General features: G+C 67.0%; 19 protein-coding genes. 7 read left to right on the forward strand and 12 right to left on the reverse strand.

Annotated elements, in window-relative coordinates; translation table 11 throughout:
- Nucleotides 1-113: 113 nt before the first annotated feature.
- Nucleotides 114-1,931: a chloride channel protein gene (locus NLM15_RS30290; RefSeq protein WP_254121438.1), complete on the forward strand. Its 1,818-nt coding sequence runs from the start codon at nt 114-116 to the stop codon at nt 1,929-1,931.
- On the opposite strand, the gene rfbG is transcribed toward NLM15_RS30290, so the two are convergent.
- Both rfbG and rfbF read right to left on the reverse strand, forming a co-directional pair.
- Nucleotides 1,895-2,968 carry a CDP-glucose 4,6-dehydratase gene (rfbG, locus tag NLM15_RS30295; protein ID WP_254121439.1) on the reverse strand — a complete coding sequence of 358 codons (1,074 nt, stop codon included), beginning with the start codon at nt 2,966-2,968 and terminating at the stop codon, nt 1,895-1,897. The two genes, NLM15_RS30290 and rfbG, sit on opposite strands and share 37 nt — an antisense overlap.
- On the reverse strand, nt 2,965-3,735 hold the full coding sequence (rfbF, locus tag NLM15_RS30300; protein WP_254121440.1) for a glucose-1-phosphate cytidylyltransferase: 771 nt from the start codon (nt 3,733-3,735) through the stop codon (nt 2,965-2,967). Before rfbF ends, rfbG begins: the two co-directional genes overlap by 4 nt.
- A gap of 285 nt (nt 3,736-4,020) precedes the next feature.
- Here rfbF and NLM15_RS30305 point away from each other — a divergent pair, with 285 nt between their 5' ends.
- The 5 genes from NLM15_RS30305 to NLM15_RS30325 all read left to right on the forward strand — a co-directional run bounded on the left by NLM15_RS30305 (nt 4,021) and on the right by NLM15_RS30325 (nt 8,859).
- Nucleotides 4,021-5,199: a glycosyltransferase gene (locus NLM15_RS30305; RefSeq protein ID WP_254121441.1), complete on the forward strand. Its 1,179-nt coding sequence runs from the start codon at nt 4,021-4,023 to the stop codon at nt 5,197-5,199.
- Nucleotides 5,200-5,325: 126 nt separating this feature from the next.
- Nucleotides 5,326-5,772, forward strand: coding sequence for a hypothetical protein (locus tag NLM15_RS30310; RefSeq protein WP_254121442.1), 447 nt, complete (start codon nt 5,326-5,328; stop codon nt 5,770-5,772).
- Nucleotides 5,769-6,890 carry a DegT/DnrJ/EryC1/StrS aminotransferase family protein gene (locus NLM15_RS30315; protein ID WP_254121443.1) on the forward strand — a complete coding sequence of 374 codons (1,122 nt, stop codon included), beginning with the start codon at nt 5,769-5,771 and terminating at the stop codon, nt 6,888-6,890. Before NLM15_RS30310 ends, NLM15_RS30315 begins: the two co-directional genes overlap by 4 nt.
- A complete protein-coding gene (locus NLM15_RS30320) occupies nt 6,887-7,654 on the forward strand; it encodes a class I SAM-dependent methyltransferase (protein ID WP_254121444.1) in 768 nt (255 codons plus the stop codon). Before NLM15_RS30315 ends, NLM15_RS30320 begins: the two co-directional genes overlap by 4 nt.
- A complete protein-coding gene (locus NLM15_RS30325) occupies nt 7,651-8,859 on the forward strand; it encodes a glycosyltransferase family 1 protein (protein ID WP_254121445.1) in 1,209 nt (402 codons plus the stop codon). The genes NLM15_RS30320 and NLM15_RS30325 overlap by 4 nt, the downstream gene beginning before the upstream one ends.
- Nucleotides 8,860-8,865: 6 nt before the next feature.
- On the opposite strand, the gene NLM15_RS30330 is transcribed toward NLM15_RS30325, so the two are convergent.
- Nucleotides 8,866-10,446, reverse strand: coding sequence for a hypothetical protein (locus tag NLM15_RS30330; protein WP_254121446.1), 1,581 nt, complete (start codon nt 10,444-10,446; stop codon nt 8,866-8,868).
- Nucleotides 10,447-10,615: 169 nt separating this feature from the next.
- On the reverse strand, nt 10,616-11,281 hold the full coding sequence (locus tag NLM15_RS30335; protein WP_254121447.1) for a hypothetical protein: 666 nt from the start codon (nt 11,279-11,281) through the stop codon (nt 10,616-10,618).
- Nucleotides 11,282-11,634: 353 nt separating this feature from the next.
- Between NLM15_RS30335 and NLM15_RS30340 the strand changes: the two genes are divergently transcribed.
- Complete coding sequence (locus NLM15_RS30340) at nt 11,635-11,793, forward strand: hypothetical protein (RefSeq protein WP_254121448.1); 159 nt, start codon at nt 11,635-11,637, stop codon at nt 11,791-11,793.
- Between the two features lie 14 nt (nt 11,794-11,807).
- Here NLM15_RS30340 and gspM read toward each other — a convergent pair whose 3' ends face one another.
- The 8 genes from gspM to NLM15_RS30380 are packed head-to-tail and all read right to left on the reverse strand — an operon-like array spanning nt 11,808 to nt 17,573.
- Nucleotides 11,808-12,389: a type II secretion system protein GspM gene (gene gspM / locus NLM15_RS30345; protein ID WP_254121449.1), complete on the reverse strand. Its 582-nt coding sequence runs from the start codon at nt 12,387-12,389 to the stop codon at nt 11,808-11,810.
- On the reverse strand, nt 12,386-13,426 hold the full coding sequence (locus NLM15_RS30350) for a PilN domain-containing protein (RefSeq protein ID WP_254121450.1): 1,041 nt from the start codon (nt 13,424-13,426) through the stop codon (nt 12,386-12,388). Before NLM15_RS30350 ends, gspM begins: the two co-directional genes overlap by 4 nt.
- A 1-nt stretch (nt 13,427) precedes the next feature.
- Nucleotides 13,428-14,342: a general secretion pathway protein GspK gene (locus NLM15_RS30355; protein ID WP_254121451.1), complete on the reverse strand. Its 915-nt coding sequence runs from the start codon at nt 14,340-14,342 to the stop codon at nt 13,428-13,430.
- Complete coding sequence (locus tag NLM15_RS30360) at nt 14,339-15,043, reverse strand: general secretion pathway protein GspJ (RefSeq protein ID WP_254121452.1); 705 nt, start codon at nt 15,041-15,043, stop codon at nt 14,339-14,341. Before NLM15_RS30360 ends, NLM15_RS30355 begins: the two co-directional genes overlap by 4 nt.
- A gap of 11 nt (nt 15,044-15,054) precedes the next feature.
- On the reverse strand, nt 15,055-15,450 hold the full coding sequence (locus NLM15_RS30365) for a type II secretion system protein J (RefSeq protein ID WP_254121453.1): 396 nt from the start codon (nt 15,448-15,450) through the stop codon (nt 15,055-15,057).
- Complete coding sequence (locus tag NLM15_RS30370; RefSeq protein ID WP_254121454.1) at nt 15,428-15,922, reverse strand: prepilin-type N-terminal cleavage/methylation domain-containing protein; 495 nt, start codon at nt 15,920-15,922, stop codon at nt 15,428-15,430. The genes NLM15_RS30365 and NLM15_RS30370 overlap by 23 nt, the downstream gene beginning before the upstream one ends.
- Complete coding sequence (gspG, locus tag NLM15_RS30375) at nt 15,885-16,340, reverse strand: type II secretion system major pseudopilin GspG (RefSeq protein WP_254121455.1); 456 nt, start codon at nt 16,338-16,340, stop codon at nt 15,885-15,887. The genes NLM15_RS30370 and gspG overlap by 38 nt, the downstream gene beginning before the upstream one ends.
- A 21-nt stretch (nt 16,341-16,361) precedes the next feature.
- Nucleotides 16,362-17,573 carry a type II secretion system F family protein gene (locus tag NLM15_RS30380; protein WP_254121456.1) on the reverse strand — a complete coding sequence of 404 codons (1,212 nt, stop codon included), beginning with the start codon at nt 17,571-17,573 and terminating at the stop codon, nt 16,362-16,364.
- Nucleotides 17,574-17,577: the final 4 nt, after the last annotated feature.

Below are 17,577 nucleotides of genomic sequence, written 5' to 3' on the forward strand. Positions count from 1 at the left end.
CGCCAGCAATGATCGTTGATTTATATCGTCTTACGATATACTTCTCGCCGCCGTCCGGCCTGACCGGCCGGCTCCGTCATCATTACAGTTGCGTCATTCCCGATCGGACCAAGATGCCCCGCTCCATCCCCGCCAACTCCCTGCCGCGCCTTGGCGATTTCACGACAGACCGGCGTGTTCTGATGCTGGTCGCCATGGCCGTCTTCGTCGGCGCCGGCGGCGCGGCGACGGCGTGGCTGTTGCTGCATGCCATCGCGATCGTCACCAATGCGGTATGGCTGCATACGCTGAGCACGCAGGCGCTCTCGTTGTCGGGCCTGAAGCCCGGCGTCTGGATGGTGGCAGCCCCGGCCCTCGGCGGCCTCGTCATCGGCTTGATGGCGCGTTTTGGCTCAGAGAAGATCCGCGGCCACGGCATTCCCGAGGCGATCGAGGCAATCCTCATCGGCGGCAGCCGTCTCCAGCCGAAGGTCGCCGTCCTCAAACCGCTGTCGTCGGCGATCTCGATCGGTACCGGCGGCCCGTTCGGCGCCGAGGGCCCGATCATCATGACCGGCGGCGCCGTCGGCTCTCTGTTCGCGCAATGCTTCCATCTCACCGCCGCCGAGCGCAAGGCGCTGCTGGTCGCAGGCGCCACCGCGGGCATGACGGCGATCTTCGGAACCCCGGTCGCCGCCGTCCTGCTTGCCGTCGAACTTCTCCTGTTCGAGCTGAAGCCGCGCAGCCTGATTCCCGTGATCGCCGCCTGCGTGGTCTCGTCGGCACTGCGGCCGTGGCTGATCGGCAGCGGGCCGCTGTTCCCGTTCGCCGGCCAGCTCGATTTGCCGTGGTGGGGACCGCTGGCCTGCGTCGGCATTGGCATCGCGGCGGGCTTGCAATCGGGATTGCTGACCACCCTCCTCTACAAGGCCGAAGATGTCTTCGGCCATCTGCCAATTCACTGGATGTGGTGGCCGGCGATCGGCGGATTGCTCGTCGGCGCCGGCGGCCTGATCGAGCCGCGCGCGCTCGGTGTGGGTTACGATATCATCGGCGACCTGCTCAACGACCACATTGCGGTATCGGCCACGGTCCTGATCCTGTTCGTGAAGTCTGCGATCTGGATCGTTGCCCTGGCATCGGGCACGTCCGGCGGCGTCCTCGCCCCGCTTCTCATTTTCGGCGGCTGCGCCGGCTGGCTCGAAGGACAGTTGCTCCCGGGCCCGCATGGCGCGTGGGCACTGATCGGCATGGCCGCAATGATGGGCGGCACCATGCGTTCGCCGCTGACCGCGATCCTGTTCGCCGTCGAGCTGACCGGCGACTTTGCGATGCTGAGTCCGCTGCTGATTGCCACGAGCGCTGCTTATGCGCTCACCGTGCTGCTGCTCAAGCGCTCGATCCTCACCGAAAAGATCGCGCGGCGCGGCCAGCACGTCGTGCGCGAGTACGGCATCGACCCATTCGACCTGCTTCGCGTCAACGAAGTAATGGTGAAGGACGTCGATACCCTGCCTGCGGCCATGACCGTCGGCGAAGCCGTATCGTTCTTCTCCGACGGGGAACGACGTCACAAATCCTATCCGCTGATCGATGCCGGCGGACGGGTCTCCGGGCTCGTCGGCCGCTCGGACGTCCTGCGGTGGCGCGCGGAAAGCGCCGATGGTCGCGACACCCTGTTCGACTGCGCGTCGGACCGCTCGCTCACGCTCGGTTATCCCGACGAGCCCGTGTCGCACGTTGCCGATCGGATGGTTCTGGCGGACGTCGGGCGGGTGCCGATCGTCGCGCGCGCGACCGGGCATCTCGTCGGCCTGGTTGCCCGCAAGGATCTCCTGCGCATTCGCGCCACCGCAAGATCGGTCGAGACGCGGCGGTCCGCTTTCTTCGGCCCCGGCCGCCGCGAGCCGTCACATCACGCGACCGTCCTCGACGACGCGCCGACGACCTGATCGAGCTGGTCGAGCGAGATTTTGCGCAGATCGCGGCCCTCGCGCAGCGCCTGGTACCAGTCGACGGTGAGACGCAGACCCTGGGCGAGATCGAGCTGCGGCGTCCAGCCGAGCTCGCCACGCGCCTTGGCGCAGTCGAGCCTGAGATAGGCGGCCTCGTGCGGATGCGGGCCGGCATCCGCCGTCCAGCGCGCCCCGTCGCCCCACAGCGCGATCAGATGCTCGACCACGGTCCCGACCGGCACTTCGCTTGCCGCATCGGGCCCGAAATTCCAGCCGCCGACGAAATGATCATCGCCCGCGAGCCGCTCGACCAGCGTGAGATAGCCGAGCACCGGATCGAGCGCGTGCTGCCAGGGCCGCACCGAATTGGGATTGCGGATGCGCAAGGCCTCGCCCGCAAGGAACGCCTGCATTGCGTCAGGCACCAGACGGTCGCGCGCGAAATCGCCGCCACCGAAGACGTTGCCGGCGCGCGCGGTTGCGACACGCGCCGCGCCCTTCGCGTTGAAGAAGCTGCGGCGATAGGAGTGCGTCACGAGCTCGGCGCAGGCCTTGCTGTTGCTGTAGGGATCGTCGCCGCCGAGACGGTCGCTCTCGCGGAAGGCCTCGCCCGTGCCGTTGTTCTCGTAGCATTTGTCGGTGGTGACGATCAGCATCGCCTGAAGCGAGCGCAGATGCCGTGCCGCCTCCAGCACGTGCACCGTGCCCATCACGTTCGCCGCAAACGTCTCGACCGGCTCCTCATAGGACGGGCGCACCAGCGCCTGCGCGGCCATGTGGATGACGATGTCGGGATCGGCCTCCGCCATTGCGGCGCGCAAGGCCGAGAGATCACGGATGTCGGCAATGCGGTGCTTGATGTCGTCGGCGATGCGTGCCGTCACGAACAGCGCGGATTGATGCGTCGGCGGCAGGGCGTAGCCGTAGACGCTGGCCCCGAGGCGACGCAGCAGCAGCGAGGCCCATGCGCCCTTGAAGCCGGTATGCCCGGTCAGGAAGACCTTCTTGCCGCGCCAGAATGCCGGATCCGTCACCAGACCCTCCATTTGGCGCGGTTGCCCGCCCACTCGGCCTCGAGGAAGTTGCGATCGCGCAGCGAATCCATCGGGTGCCAGAAGCCAGGATGCACATAGGCGCGCAAATCGTCGCCGCGCACGAGCTGCTCCATCGGCTCGCGCTCCCAGATCGTCTTGTCGCCCGCGATCAGCTCGCCAACCGACGGCGACAGCAGGAAGAAGCCGCCATTGATCCAGCCGCCGTCGTCGTTGGGCTTCTCCTCGAAATTGACCACCCGGTCGCCCTCGATCGCAACTGCGCCGAACCGTTTTGCGGGCCGCACCACCGAGACGGTGGCCCTCCGCCCATGCGCCTTGTGGAAGGCGATCTCGGCGGCGAGGTCGATGTCGGCGACGCCGTCGCCATAGGTCAGGGCAAAGAATGGCTCGTCCGCGACATAGGGCAGCACCCGCTTCAGACGGCCGCCGGTCTGGGTCTCCTCGCCGGTGTCGACCAGCGTGACCCGCCACGGCTCGGCGGTTTCGCGATGCACCTCCATGCGGTTCTCGGCCATATGAAAGGTGACGTCGGACATGTGCAGGAAGTAGTTCGCGAAGTACTCCTTGATCATGTAGCCGCGGTAACCGAGACAGATCACGAAATCATTGAAGCCGTAGTGGCTGTAGATCTTCATGATGTGCCAGAGGATGGGACGGCCGCCGATCTCGACCATCGGCTTCGGCCGCGTGCTGGTCTCCTCGGCAATTCGGGTTCCCAGACCTCCCGCAAGAATTACGACCTTCATCAACCTGCTCCGAACGAGAGGCGCTCCCGCGCATTCCAGGCGGCTTCTATACGAAGCCGCGCTGGCTGGAAAATCGTCCCAGCACGAACCCCACGGATTTTGGCGGTATTTTATTACCTAAATCAACGCTATTGGCGTTTACGGCCATAGCCGATACCACTCTGCGGGCCGTGCCCCCCGGCAACGTGCCACGCCCGGTCACCATGCTCACCCATGTCACCGCGATCCTGGTCCTGCTCTGGTACGTGACGCCCCGCAGCCTGTTCGAACCGAAGCCGTGACCCCGTGCGCATCCTGATCCTCAACGCCGACTATCCGCGCTTCCTCTCCTGGCTCTACCGGCGCCATCCGGGCCTCGAGAACGAGCCCTACGCCGTGCAGATGGCGGCGCGGAACGCCAGCCTGTTCGGCGTCGCCGATTTCTACTCGCGCAATTTCGCCGGCCTCGGGCACATCGCCGCCGACATCCATGTCAACAATCCCTGGATGCGGGCGGCCTGGGCGCGCGAGCATGGCCTTGCCGTCACCGAGCCGCCGCCGCCCGGCGCGCCGGCCGCGCGCGATGCCGTTCCCGGCTGGCTGCAACGCACGGTCGCGCCGTTCAAGCCGGTGCTGAGGCCGCTCGCGCGCAAGGTCGGACTCAGCCCGCGGCTCGATGCGGAAGCTGAAAACATCCTGCTCGCGCAGATCGAGGAGTTCAAACCCGATCTCGTCCTCAACCAGGATCTGTTTCACGTCGACACGCGCCTGACGCGCCGGATCAAGCAGATCGGCCGCCCGGTCCTGGTCGGCCAGGTCGGCATCTCGCCCTCGCGCGGCGAGGACTGGTCGGTCTACGACCTCATGATCTCGCAGATGGCCGCGGTGGTGGATTTCTTCCGCGCCCACGGCGCACGCGCCGAGGTCGTCCATCTCGCTTTCGAGCCCGGCATCCTCGACATCCTGCCTCCACCGCCGTCGCAGAGTTTCGACGTCACCTTCGTCGGCGCGGTCTCGGCGGATCACCAGCTCCGCGTCGCGCAGCTCGAAGCGGTGGCACGACGCTACGATCTCAAACTGTTCGGCAGCGGCCTGCAATCCCTTCCCGCCTCCTCGCCCCTGCATCGCTGCTATCAGGGCGAGGTGTGGGGCATGGAGATGTATCAGGCCCTGCGCGCCTCGCGCGTCACGCTCAATTCGCACATCGACATGGCGGGCCGCGAGGCCGGCAATGCGCGGCTGTTCGAAGCGACGGGCGTCGGCGCATTCCTGCTGACCGACTTCAAGGACAATCTGCACGCGCTGTTCGAGCCCGAACGCGAGGTCGCGGCCTGGCGCACGGTCGAGGACTGCCTCGCGCAGATCGAACGCTATCTCGGCGACGACACGGCGCGCAGGTCCATCGCGACGGCGGGACAGGCCAGAACATTTGCCGCCCACACCTTCCGCCGCCGCGTCGAAGAGATCCTGACTTTCGTCGGTTAGATCCCGCTCGCGCGTACGCCGTTTGTCACAATCGGTCCGCCCTTGACGGTCCCGGCCAAAATGGCCAAAGTGCGCGGCGGCGCAGCTATGTCACTCTAATTACAGCATTTTTTGTCGAGGCTAAGGATGGAACACGTCGAACATGTTCGATTCGGCGACCAGCTCTACGCGATCATCGTGCGCGCCTCGTTCCGCGAGCCGGGTATTCACTTCTTTTCGTCGCCGGAACTGTCGCAGCAGCTCGCCTATATGAGCCATCCGAAGGGCAAGAGCATCGAGCCGCATCGCCACAACAAGGTGACGCGCGAAGTGCACTACACCCAGGAAGTCCTGCTGATCCAGAAGGGCAAGCTCCAGGTCGACTTCTACACCGTCGAGGAAGAATATCTCGAAAGCCGCGTGCTCGGCGGCGGCGACATCATCCTGTTGTGCAGCGGCGCCCACGGCTTCAAAGTGCTCGAACCGCTCGAGATGTTCGAGATCAAGCAGGGTCCCTATTCCGGCGAGAACGACAAGACCCGGTTCGCCGAAGTCTCGCCGTCCGAAATCCGGATCAAGGGCCCGGGCCAGTGACCGCGCCGTTCATTCCCGTCAACACGCCGCTGCTCGACGGCAACGAAGCCGACTATCTCGCCGAATGCATCCGCACCGGATGGATCTCCTCGGAGGGACCGTTCATCAAGCGCTTCGAGCAGGCGATGGCCGAGGCCGCGGGACGGCGCCACGGCATCGCGGTGACCAACGGCTCGGTCGCGCTCGACATCGCCGTTCATGCGCTCGGGCTCGAGGAAGGCTCCGAGGTCATCATCCCGACCTTCACGATCATCAGCTGCGCCGCCGCCATCGTGCGAGCCGGCCTCGTGCCCGTCGGGGTCGACTGCGACGCCGCGACCTGGAACATGACGGCAGAGGGCGTGGAAGCCGCGATCACGCCGCGCACGCGCGCGATCATGCTGGTTCACATCTACGGTCTGCCGGTCGATCTCGATCCGATTATGGCGCTCGCCCGCAAGCACGATCTGAAAGTGATCGAGGACGCGGCCGAGATGCACGGCCAGACCTATCGCGGCGCGCCCTGCGGCAGTTTCGGCGACGTCTCGACCTTCAGCTTCTATCCCAACAAGCACGTCACCACCGGTGAAGGCGGCATGATCCTCACCGACGACGACGCGCTCGCCGATCGGCTCCAAGGCTATCGCAATCTCTGCTTCCAGCCGCAGCAGCGTTTCGTCCACGAGGAGCTCGGCTGGAACGCGCGCATGACCAATCTCCAGGCCGCGCTCGGTGTCGCCCAGGTCGAGCGCCTGCCGCGCACGGTCGAGCTCAAGCGCCGGATCGGCCGGCTCTATGACGAGCATCTCGGCGGCCTCAACAGCATCCGCCGCCCGGTCGCCCGCACCTCCTATGCCGACAACATCTACTGGGTCTACGGCATCGTGCTGAACGACGACGTCCCGTTTGACGCCAAGGAAGCGATGCGCCGCCTCGGCGACAAGGGCATCGGAACGCGGCCGTTCTTCTGGTGCATGCACGAACAGCCGGTGCTGCGCCGGATGGGCCTGATGCTCGACGAAAGCCATCCGAACGCCGAATACATCGCCCGCCGCGGTTTTTACCTGCCGAGCGGACTTGCCTTGACCGACGACGAGATCGCTCGCTCCGCCCAGGCGCTGAAGGAGATTTTGGCGTGACGGTGTTCGCCGACTACGCGCCCTGGTATGACCTCCTCTATCAGGACAAGGACTACAGCGCAGAGACGGCGTTCGTCGAAGCGCGCCTGCGCGACCACGGCGTTTCCTCGGGCAGGCTGCTCGATCTCGGCTGCGGCACCGGCCTGCACGCGCTCGCCTTCGCGCGACAGGGGTGGAGCGTTGCCGGCATCGATCTCAGCCATGAGATGATCGCGAGCGCCAAGGCGCGCGCCGAACAGGCCGGACTATCGATCCCGTTCCGGCAGGGCGATGCCTGCGAGAGGGGCCCTGAACGCGACTTCGACGCGGTGGTGTCGCTATTCCATGTCGCGAGCTACCAGACCAGCCGCGATGCGCTGACGGCCATGTTCCGCACCGCGCATGCCGCGCTGAAGCCTGATGGCACGTTCTTCTTCGACTATTGGTATGGTGGCGCCGTGCTCGCGCAGGGCGTCGAGACGCGGGTCAAGGTGATCGAGCAGAAGCCGCTGCGCCTCACCCGCATCGCGCAATCCGACCATGACGAGCAGGCCGCGACCGTCACCGTGAACTACACGCTGTTCTGCGAGGACACCGAGCGCGCCACGATCCGTCGCGTCGATGAAGCGCACCACATGCGCTACTGGTTTCCGTTCGAAATCGACGCGGCGCTTGCCGCGAGCGGCTTCGAGCCCGCCTCTCACGCTGCATGGCTGACGCAGGACGCCCCACACACGAAGAGCTGGGCGGCCTACGCCGTCGCCAGAAAGAGCGGCACGCCGTGAGACCGCTGCGGCTCGCCGTCATGCTGGAACAGGCGCTCGAGGTCGGCGGCGGCTTTCAGCAGCCGCTCAACGATCTGCTCTGGCTGCGCGACTGGGCAGCCAAGTCCGGCAACGAGATCGTGGTGTACTCGCCCTATCCGAAGACGCTGGAGATCCTGAAGGAGTTCGGCGTCGCGGCCCGCCTGCGCAAGTTCGGCGTGCTCGACTATGTCTTCCTGTTCCTGAAATATTGCGGGCCGTTCGATCTCGTCCAGATCGCGCTGAAGCTGAAATCGCCGTTCGAACGCGCGCTGATCCGCGACGGCATCGACGTCGTGCACTTCACTTCGACCTCGAAGCGGCACTTGCTGCTCTACGAGCTGCCCTTCATCATCACGATCTTCGACGGCTGCCATCGCGACGCGCCGGAGTTTCCGGAAGTGAGGACCTTCGGCGAGTTCGAGCGCCGCGAGATCCTGTTCGGTCTTGCCAGCACCAAGGCGGCGGTGGTGATCGTCAACGCGCCCGAGCTGATCGACGACCTCTGCCGCCGCTACGCCATGGAACGGGATCGCGCGGTCTGCATCCCGTTCTCGCCCTCGGCCTATGTCGGCCAGTCCGCGCCCGCCGCTGCTGATGACGCGGCGGTGCTCGCCAAGTACCGGCTCGAGCCCGGCTACCTGTTCTATCCGGCGCAGTTCTGGCCGCACAAGAACCACGTGACGCTGCTCGCAGCCCTCGCAAGCTTGCGCGAACGGGGCATCACCGAACGGCTGGTGCTGTGCGGTTCGGACCGCGGCGGCCGCGACAAGATCAATGCGGCGATCCGCACCTTTGGCCTGTCGGACCAGATCTCCATCATCGGCTTCGTCGAGTCCGCCGAGCTCGGCGCGCTCTATCGCGGCGCCGCAGCGCTGGTGATGCCGAGCTATTTCGGCCCGACCAATCTTCCGCCGCTGGAAGCCTGGGCGGTCGGCACGCCAGTGATCTATCCCGAGGCCTTCAAGGCCCAGGCCGGCGACGCCGCGCTCCTGTTCGACTACGACGATCCGCGCTCACTCGCGGATGCGATCGTCACTCTCCGCACCGACGGCACGCGCGAGCACCTGCGCACCGCCGGCCATGCCAGGCTCGCGCAATTTGCCGAGGAGACCAAGGCCGGCCACCAGCAATTCGCCCGCCATTTGGAACGGCTGAAGCACCGGCTGGCACTGATGGCGCGCTAAGTCGGGCTAAGCAGGAATTAGCGCGCGCAGGCGTTCTCGGAGCGTCGCGTTCAGCAGCGGGCTTGCGAGCAGGCCGACGGCGGCCAGCCAGATCGCGCATTCCACGATGAAGTGGACGAGCCCGCTCCCCGGCACGAGCGCGATAATCGCCTGCCCGATTAGCCAGCCTGTCCCCACGATGACGACGGCCATGAGCAACAGGAAAGCGATGTGCGTGAACGGATCACGCAGCGTCTGCCGCATGATCATCAGCGCGAGCAGGCCGAACTGGACGAGGATGTCGCTTGCGACCACGGCGAGCGCGGCGCCGAGCGGTCCGAGCCGCGGGATCAGGACGAAGGACAGCACGAGGAAAACGGCGAGCTGTAGTCCCTTGGTCCGGATCAGCAGGTCACCGCGATTGCTGTGATTGGCAAAGCCCAGCGCCAGCAGTGACGGCGCGACCGCAGCCGAGCCGAGCAGCAGTGTCACCGTCAGCGGCGCGTCGTAGGGGATGCTGCCGTGGGTCCACAGCGCGAAGAAGTCGGGCCAGAACGGCAGCAGGCCCGCGATGATCAGGTAGGCAAGGCCGGTCACGAATACCGAGCCGTGGGCGTAGAGCCGGCGCAGCCGCTCCTTGTCGCCGATCGCATAATCATGGCCAAGCTCGGCGGCGATCGGAAGCGTCACCTGAAGGCAGAGACCGCGCACCAGGCTCGCGATTACGCGCGTCAGCCCCCATTGCGCCACCGCGACGCGATTCGTCACCAGCGCCGAGACCAGCAGCACCGGGACGTTGATCAGCGCGAGCTCGGTGATGTTGGCGACCGCAAACGGCAGCGCCCGGCTGAACTGTCCGATGCTCCAGCGCAGCGATGGCCATGTGAATAGCGGCCTGCCGGCACGGCGCAAGAATGGAAACAGCCGCGGCGTATCGAAGGCGGCAAGGAAGATCGTGAACAGAAGCTGCATCGCGACGAAGGCAATCGCAACCGCAAGCAGAGTGCCGAACATCGCCAGCGCCGCAAGCTGCGCGATCTGGCCGAGCAGCAGCGCTCCGTTTTGCAGCCAGACCGTCCGGCCATAGCGGCCACGGACGCGATAGAGGCCGGAGGCGAGATTGGCGGGCAAGGTCAGCAGCATGCCCAGCGTCATCACCAGCATCGCGGCGTCGAAGGTCGGCGCCGCATGAAAACCCAGGACGACCGATGGCGGCGCCAAGTATATCGCGACGCACAGCAGAACACCCAGCACCACGAGGACAGCGAGGTAGATCCGCAGCATCGCCGAATAGAAGTTCGCCGTGCGCCCGTCGCAGTCGACGCAGGCCTTGAATGCGAGAAAGCGGTTGATCGCGCGAAGCTGCAATCCGGCGTCCGCCACGACGACGAGACTGCCGGCCGCATAGATCGCAAGCCAGGCCGCAAGCATGTCGCCGGTCCAGACATGGAGAAAGGCGGGGACCAGCAGCAGTTGCTGGGTCAGCCCCAGGACCATCTGGACGAGGTTCGCCGACCAGCCCTGAAGCAGTCGGCGGGCGCGTCCGGCGCCACCGGGTCCGCTCGAACCGCCGGCCTCGCCGGGCGCGTTAATTTGCGTGTCGGACAAGCCGCATCCTTCCCGGCAAGCGATCGGCCCCGCGCGCGCAAGCGCGACCGCTTGGTGCCATCGGATTGGGCATTGAACGGGTCATAAGGTGGTTCAATTGCTTAGGCAATGGCATCGGCCGCGGTTCTGAATCGGCTTGCGAGGCGGCACCGGATCCAGACGGCAGCGCTCAGAGTCCGTCCGACTCGCCGCCCTTCGGCGTCGAGCGTGGCATGAAGGGGGCGAATGACGTGCCGCTCGTGGTCGGCCTGACCAGCTTACCCTCGACGCTCGCGGAATCAGTCGCGGTCGGAGGTGGGGTCTGGGGGGAGGCCGCAGTATCGGGCCGCTGCAGCGCCAGGACCTCGCTGCGACCACCCTGCTTGAGCGTCACCTCGCGCGGCTGAACCTCGGTCAGCGACCAGCCGCTGAGCGATTCGCCCCGGCGCAGGCGCACGACCTTCTGATCGTTGCGGTTCAGGAAGATCGCGATGGCGTCGCCCTCTCCGACCACGGCCCCGACCAGCAGCAGCGGCGGCGGTCCCTCGACCGGTTTGAGCGGCGCCGGCGCATTCACCTCCTCGACCGGAGATGCGGCGACCGCGCGCGGCGGCGGCCGGCGCGTCGCCGAGAAGATCGGGCGCTCCTGGGTCACGGTCAGCGCCGAGAGCGGCACCGACCACAGCGGATTGCCGCGGGGGATCGGCTTGCTCGCAGCCTGCGCCGGCCGCGCGATCGGCCTCATTGTGCCGACATCGACGCTGTCGGCGGCGCTGGGCGCGGCATCGTCGGACAGGATGTCCATGCGTGACGAGGTGGCAGCCGCGGTCTCGGCAATGCCCAGGACAACACTCAAGACAACGCTCAAGACCGGACATGATACGGCGGCCACGCACAGCATGACCCATCTCGTCGGTCTCAGCCCCCCGGACATCGAAATTCCCTTGCGAATGGTTGTCACGCCAGCACGCGGCAAGCCTTGCCCACCAGACTAGTTCCGATGCGCCTCGCCATCAACCGGCACCGATGTGATCCCAAACCCGACTGCAATCACGAGTTTCCGGCCTCGGCGGGTTGCAACGCATGAAAATGTTGCCCAACAGCCACGATCATTGAAGTTGCACGCGGAACGGGCCGGAACCTAGCGCAGATGGACCGAGCTGCGCCGTCACCGCGCTGTTCCAGACGCTGCCCGGCACCAGCTTCGTCGTGAACGGCGCCAGGGTCGACGCCGACTCCGCGCTGGTCAGCGCCAGCGCCGAGATGAAATGGCTGAGCGGCTTCTCGATCGCCGGCACCTTCGACGGCGAGTTCTCCGGCAACGTCACCAGCTATTCGGGCAAGGGCGTGTTCAAGTACGCCTGGTGAGCTGACGAGCCGCCCTACTTCCCCGCCTGCCACTGGCCGGAGACACCCAGGATCACCCTGACGCGGCCGGTGCCGGCCTCGTTCAGCGCGGTGGTCTGCGGCACCTGGACGTCGAGCTGCTCGACAAACAGGAACGGCATGCCGGCTTCGAGATCGTAGAGCACCTTCTGAAGCGCGGGCTGGTCGAGCTCGCAGCTCACGACGAGGCCGACGAATCCGTCCTTGACCTGCGCGCCTGTTACGTCGACCTGCGAGGACTGCACCGAGCCGCCGACATTGCCGACCGCCGCCGCGACCCGCTGCAACAGATTGGCGCCCGCGACCGTCACCGTCGGCCCTTCCAGGAACGGCGTGCCGGGATGCTCGGCCATGGCTGCCGCGGCATTCTTGGCGCCGCCCTTGCGGCCACGCAGCTGGTCGAGCAGGTCGGAGGTCTGCGCCAGCGCCTGACGGTGGGCGATGACATCGGCGATCGACAGGCCCGCCATCAGCAGCAGCCCGCCCGTTACCGCGAGATAGAGCGTGATCGCGATCAGCGGCGAGCCGGAGAGCGCACGTGTGACGGCATTTCCACCCGTGATAGCTGCGCGGCTCATGGCGCGTTCCTCGGTTCGATCTGCGCCTCGATGTGGAAGCGTTCGCCGGGATCGGATGAGCTCCGCGTGGTCGGGGCGTAGAAGGTCGCGCGGGTGAAATGCTGGGACTGCTCGATCAAGGGAATCAGCGAAGGCGCATCGCGCGTGATGCCGCCGATCTGAAGCTTGTTGCCGGACAGATGCATCTCGGTGACATAAGTGTGGTCTGGCAGCAGCCGGCTCAGCGATTCCAGCACGACCACGCTCGCCGCGGTCTCGTATTTGCGCCGCTCCAGCAGCGCCAGCGGCGAGCGCTCGCCACCGTCCCCGCCCGCTCGGAGCGCCGCACGGCGCTGGGTGATCTGGCGGTCGAGCTCGCTCTCCTGCGCACTGAGGCTGTCGGCGAGATAGCCTGCGGCAACCGATCCGACGACCGCAGCGATGGCCGCGAAAGCCAGAACCGCTTGCAGCGTCCGGCTCAGCCGCGCAGGATCGACCGCGCCGCGCGACCTCTGCTCGAACACCTTGATGTGCCCACCGCCGGGCGCATCCGTCGCGATCGCGATCGCGGACGGATGGAAGGCCGACAACGCCTCGACATAACCCATCGCCAGCCTGCGCGGCGCGGCTGCGATCTCGGTGGTGATGCTCTCGCTGCCATCCGGCGATGGCCGGCTGCAACCGAACACGGCGTCGCTCGCGCTCCACGGCGTCAGCCGGTCGATCTGCGCCCGCACGATGCCGTCGAGGAAATCCGCAGCGCGGGCCGGCAGCTCCAGCGGACGGAACAGGAAGCGCGAGGGCCGCAGCACGATCTCGACGCGGCTGCCGCGGACGATCTGCGCGAGATTGGGAGTGGCGAACTTGCCATCCTCGAATGCGATCTCCTTCGGGATGTTCTCCGACTTGGCGGCCTCGAGCGCGAACGCGCCGCTCTCGCCCTCGACCAGCCGCACCACGCGCGGCGACACCATCCGTTCCAGGGCGGCGACGATGGTACCGGCCACGGCGCCGGTCCAGGCATCGACAATCGTGCGAAGGGAATTGAGCGAACTCATCTCACAGAGGCTTTCCGGCGGAGCCGTCGAAGGCGTTGTGCCACGACAATATACGATAGGGCTCCTCGCCGCCTTCGAGAAGCAAGATGACGATCTCGGCCGAGCTCTGCCGGTGCGACGGTGCCTCGACGGCCACCGTGAGCCGGTAGGCCCGCGAGCCCTCGACCGTCGCATTGGTATTGCCGGCGAGCCCGACCAGGGATCGCGGGTCGATGTTGGGATCGGCGCGGTCGCGCAGCAACTGTTGCAGCGTCTGCGGCGTCATGCCCGGCAGCGCCGCCACCACCTGCGGCGCGGCGTCGAGCACGTTCACCGTCCGCATGTTGCTGAACACGGTGACGAAGGGCAGCACGCGCTCGACGACGGCGGGCGGGATGCCGCGCACGAGCCAGAGCTCGTCGCTGTGCGGGAACGGCGCGTGGCGCGGCAGATAGGACGCACCGAGCGTGCGGTAGTAGGAATCCTCCGGATTGTCCTGGCCGGACTCCGTCGACGAACGCCAGCCAAGGATGCGATCGGCATAGACGGGTGCATCCGTCGCGGAGACGCCGAGCGCCGTCATCAGGCCGGTGAGCACCGGCTTCGGCGCCATGTTGAGATCGATGCGCGCAGCCTCCGAGCGGAACGTGACGCTCAGCCGGCCGGCCCCGACGCGGGCGTTGAAGGTGCCGCTGGTGGGACGCGTGGCCTCGTTCTGCGCCGTCAGCCGGTAAGCCGCAAGCTCCAGGCCGGCGTTCACCAGCGCGTCGGCCTGCAACCGGTCTGCGTTGACCGCGACCGAGACCGCGGTGTTGGTGACATAAGTCAGGTAGACCAACGCGAGCCCAGCCAGCGCCGCCAGCAACCAGAGCACCACAACGACGATGAAGCCGCGGCCATCGCGAAGCGCACCGACGTGATGCCTCGCGCCGCTCATAGCTGCTGCTCCTGTTTCTCCGCCTGTTGCGGCCGGCTCTGCGCGGCCACGCAAGTCGCCGGGTTCTTGGCCCGCGCGCATTCCGCCGGCGCCGTGATATGCGGAACCACCGCGGCCGAGACCGCCAGCACCTGCCCGGTGGCGCCGTCGCGCACGGTGATGCGGATACGATCCGGCAGCTGTGCCTGGCCGCGCCAGATCGGCTGCCACTGACCATCCGGCCCGGCATAGGCGAAGCTCACGCGAAACGGCGCGCGGACCAGCACAACCTGGTCGACGTAGCGGATCTGCCCGTCGGTCGGCATCGGCTGGAACGGCGCGCGCTCGCGCACCAGCGCGAGCCCCTGCGCATCGGCCTTCTCGATCAGGCGGATGAATTCGAGTCCCGGACGCGCGCTTGGACCGAGCGCGGTGCGCAGGAAGGTCACCGACAATTCGGCACCGTCGAACAGCGGCGCCCTGGCGTCGCTGTTGATTGGCACCTGCTCGGCAACCTGGAGGTCGGCGACGATGCGGTCGAGGCCGGTGGCGAGGCGCTCGGCCCGCTGCACGCGCGCGATTCCGCGATTCCAGTTCGGCAGCCATTGCGCCGTCACCGTCGCCAGCGCCGCCAGGATGACGGTCATCAGCAGCGTCGCGAGCAGCACCTCGAGCAGGGTGAAGCCGGCTTCATTGCCCAGCGCGCGGCGCAGGCGTTTCATCGCCAGGCCCTTCATTGCGACGACCTCGGCACCAGCTTCACGGTCGTGACCTGGATCGCGCTGCCGTCGGCGCGCTGGAGGCGCAGATTGACGGCCATCGGCACGAAGCGGTCGGTGGCGGGATCGCCGCCTGCGACGTTCATCGGCGCGACCTCGAGGCGCCAGCGGCTGCCGGCGAGTTCGCCGCTCTGCCGGCCGGGCTTCAGCAATCCGCGCGCCGGCAGGTCCGCAAGCAACCGCTCGGCCGTGCCCGCCAGCGCCAGATGCTGGTCGATCGAGCGGGTGCCCTTCGCCGTGGTGGCGATGACCGAGCCGATCGTCCCGAGCACGACAGCGATGATCGCGAGCGCGACCAGCGCCTCGATCAGGGTGAACCCGGCGGCGTCAGAGCAGCTTCTGCGGGACAATCTCGACGCCTCCGGTCAGCCAGTTGACGCGCACCTCGTAGCCCATGCCGGGCCGCGCCAGTGCGATCGTCCCGCCGCACGACATTCCCGACGGAAAGAAATCGATCGATCGCCCCGTCGCGCGATCGGCGCAGCGCGACGCCAGCGTCGCCTGCACGACCACGTCGCCGGGCAAGCGGATGGTCCGCCCGGTCACGCCGGAGCGGATCGCGCGCGCCTCCGCGTCGACCTGCGTCGCCACCCTCAGCTGCCGGCGCAGCGCCGCGTTGCGGTCGGCTTTCAACAGTGCCGCGGTCTCGACCGCGTAGCTCTCGAGCCTGGCGCGCGTCGTCGAGCGCGGGATCGCCGGCAGGATGATCGCCGCGAGCAGGCCGATGATCGCGAGCACGCACAGGATCTCGATCAGCGCGAAGCCGCGCGCCTCACGCAGAGCTTCAGCGCGCGCCGCTGACGATGTCGGCTGCCGTTCCACTGCCGCCTTCCTGACCGTCCGATCCGAGCGAGATGACCTCGTAGGGCGCGCTGGCGCCCGGCGAGCGATAAACATAGACGTGGCCCCAGGGATCGTTGGGCACCACGCCGCCGCGCAGGTAAGGCCCGTTCCAGCCGGCCTGGTTGTTCGTGCGGGTCAGTCCGACGAGGCCTTCATTGGCGGACGGATAGCGGCCGACATCGAGATAATAGAGATCGAGCGCGCTGGAGAAGCTCTCGATCTGGATCTTTGCGGCCTTCGCCTTGGACTCGCTGAGATAGTTCAGCACCCGCGGGCCAACCAGCGCCATGATCATCCCGATGATGGTGATGACGACCAGCATCTCGACCAGGGTGAAGCCGGCCTCCCCTCGCCGCGCGCGCCGCCGGCCACGCCTTAACGACGGATGTTTGGTCACTTCCAACCCTCCATTACCTGTCTAACCGACAATCTGGCTCACCGACATCAGCGCCGTCATCACCGACGTGATCAGGCCGCCGACGACCAGCGAGATCGCGATGATCGCAGCCGGTCCCGCAATGCCGACGGCGCGGTCGAGCGTACGCTGCAACTTGGTCTCGTAGAATTCGGCGACGCGTCCGGACAGCATCGGCAATTGCCCGGTCTCGTCGCCGAGCCGGAGCATGCGCACCGCCATCGCCGGCAGCGCCTCGGTTTCGGCCAGCGCGTCGGACAGCTTCGAGCCATGGCGGACGCGGTCGGCGGCATCGCTCCAGACCGCGGAAGGGCCCGTCGTCGCCATCATGTCGATCAGGATGCGCAGCGTGGTGGTGAGATTGACGCCGCTGCCGAGCAGCAGGCCGAGATTGCGGCAGAACAGCGCCGTGCGGTACGCGCTCATCACGTTGCGGATTGCCGGCAGCCGCACGATCGCATTGGTGATGCCGCGGCGGACGCGCGCCTGCCGCAGCAGGAGCCACGCTGCCGCAACGATGGCCGCGAGAGAAGCCAGCACCGCATCGGAATTGCCGCGCAGGAAGGTGGAGATGTTCAGGAACACGCCGACGACCGGATCGACCTTGGCGCCGAAATCCTGCAACACGCTGGCAAACTGCGGCAGCACGAAGGTGAGGAAGAACAGCAGCACGCAGCCCGCCGCGCCGAGCACGAACAGGGGATAGCGGATCGCATCCGACAGCCGGCGCCGCAAGGCCTCGCTGCGCGCACGCTCGCCCGCCAGCACCTCCAGCACCTGATCCAGCGAACCCGAGGCCTCGCCGACCCGCACCAGCGCGATATACATCGGCGGGAACAGCCCCTCGTGCCGTACCAGCGCTTCGGCAAAGCTCTCGCCCGAGACGACGCGCGAACGGATGTCGGCAACGACCGGACGCAGCCGGCCGAGATCGGGATCCGCCGCGAGCAGCTCCAGTCCGTCATTGATGCGGGCGCCGGCACGCAAGAGCAACGCGAGATCGCGGGTGAAGATGGTGACATCTTCCGGCTTCGGCTGGTTGAAGAGGCTGAACACGCTGCCCGCCGCGCCGCCCTCTTCCGGCGTGACGTTGTCGACCAGCACGAGGCCGAGCCGCTCGATCCGCTGCGAGACGTCGCCTGGCGCGGGCGCGGCGATGGCGCCGGAGACCAGTTCGCCGTTGGCGTTGAGCGCGCGGTAGCGATAGTTCGGCATGATT

It is taken from the genome of Bradyrhizobium sp. CCGB20, from assembly GCF_024199855.1.
GTDB lineage: Bacteria > Pseudomonadota > Alphaproteobacteria > Rhizobiales > Xanthobacteraceae > Bradyrhizobium.

What these genes read in the sequence shown, in the direction of transcription:
- NLM15_RS30380 (WP_254121456.1), bottom strand. Translation starts at nt 17,573, where the DNA reads ATGCCGAACTATCGCTACCGCGCGCTCAACGCCAACGGCGAACTGGTC.
- NLM15_RS30360 (WP_254121452.1), bottom strand. Translation starts at nt 15,043, where the DNA reads ATGAAACGCCTGCGCCGCGCGCTGGGCAATGAAGCCGGCTTCACCCTG.
- NLM15_RS30350 (WP_254121450.1), bottom strand. Translation starts at nt 13,426, where the DNA reads ATGAGTTCGCTCAATTCCCTTCGCACGATTGTCGATGCCTGGACCGGC.
- NLM15_RS30355 (WP_254121451.1), bottom strand. Translation starts at nt 14,342, where the DNA reads ATGAGCGGCGCGAGGCATCACGTCGGTGCGCTTCGCGATGGCCGCGGC.
- rfbF (WP_254121440.1), bottom strand. Translation starts at nt 3,735, where the DNA reads ATGAAGGTCGTAATTCTTGCGGGAGGTCTGGGAACCCGAATTGCCGAG.
- NLM15_RS30290 (WP_254121438.1), top strand. Translation starts at nt 114, where the DNA reads ATGCCCCGCTCCATCCCCGCCAACTCCCTGCCGCGCCTTGGCGATTTC.
- gspM (WP_254121449.1), bottom strand. Translation starts at nt 12,389, where the DNA reads ATGAGCCGCGCAGCTATCACGGGTGGAAATGCCGTCACACGTGCGCTC.
- NLM15_RS30310 (WP_254121442.1), top strand. Translation starts at nt 5,326, where the DNA reads ATGGAACACGTCGAACATGTTCGATTCGGCGACCAGCTCTACGCGATC.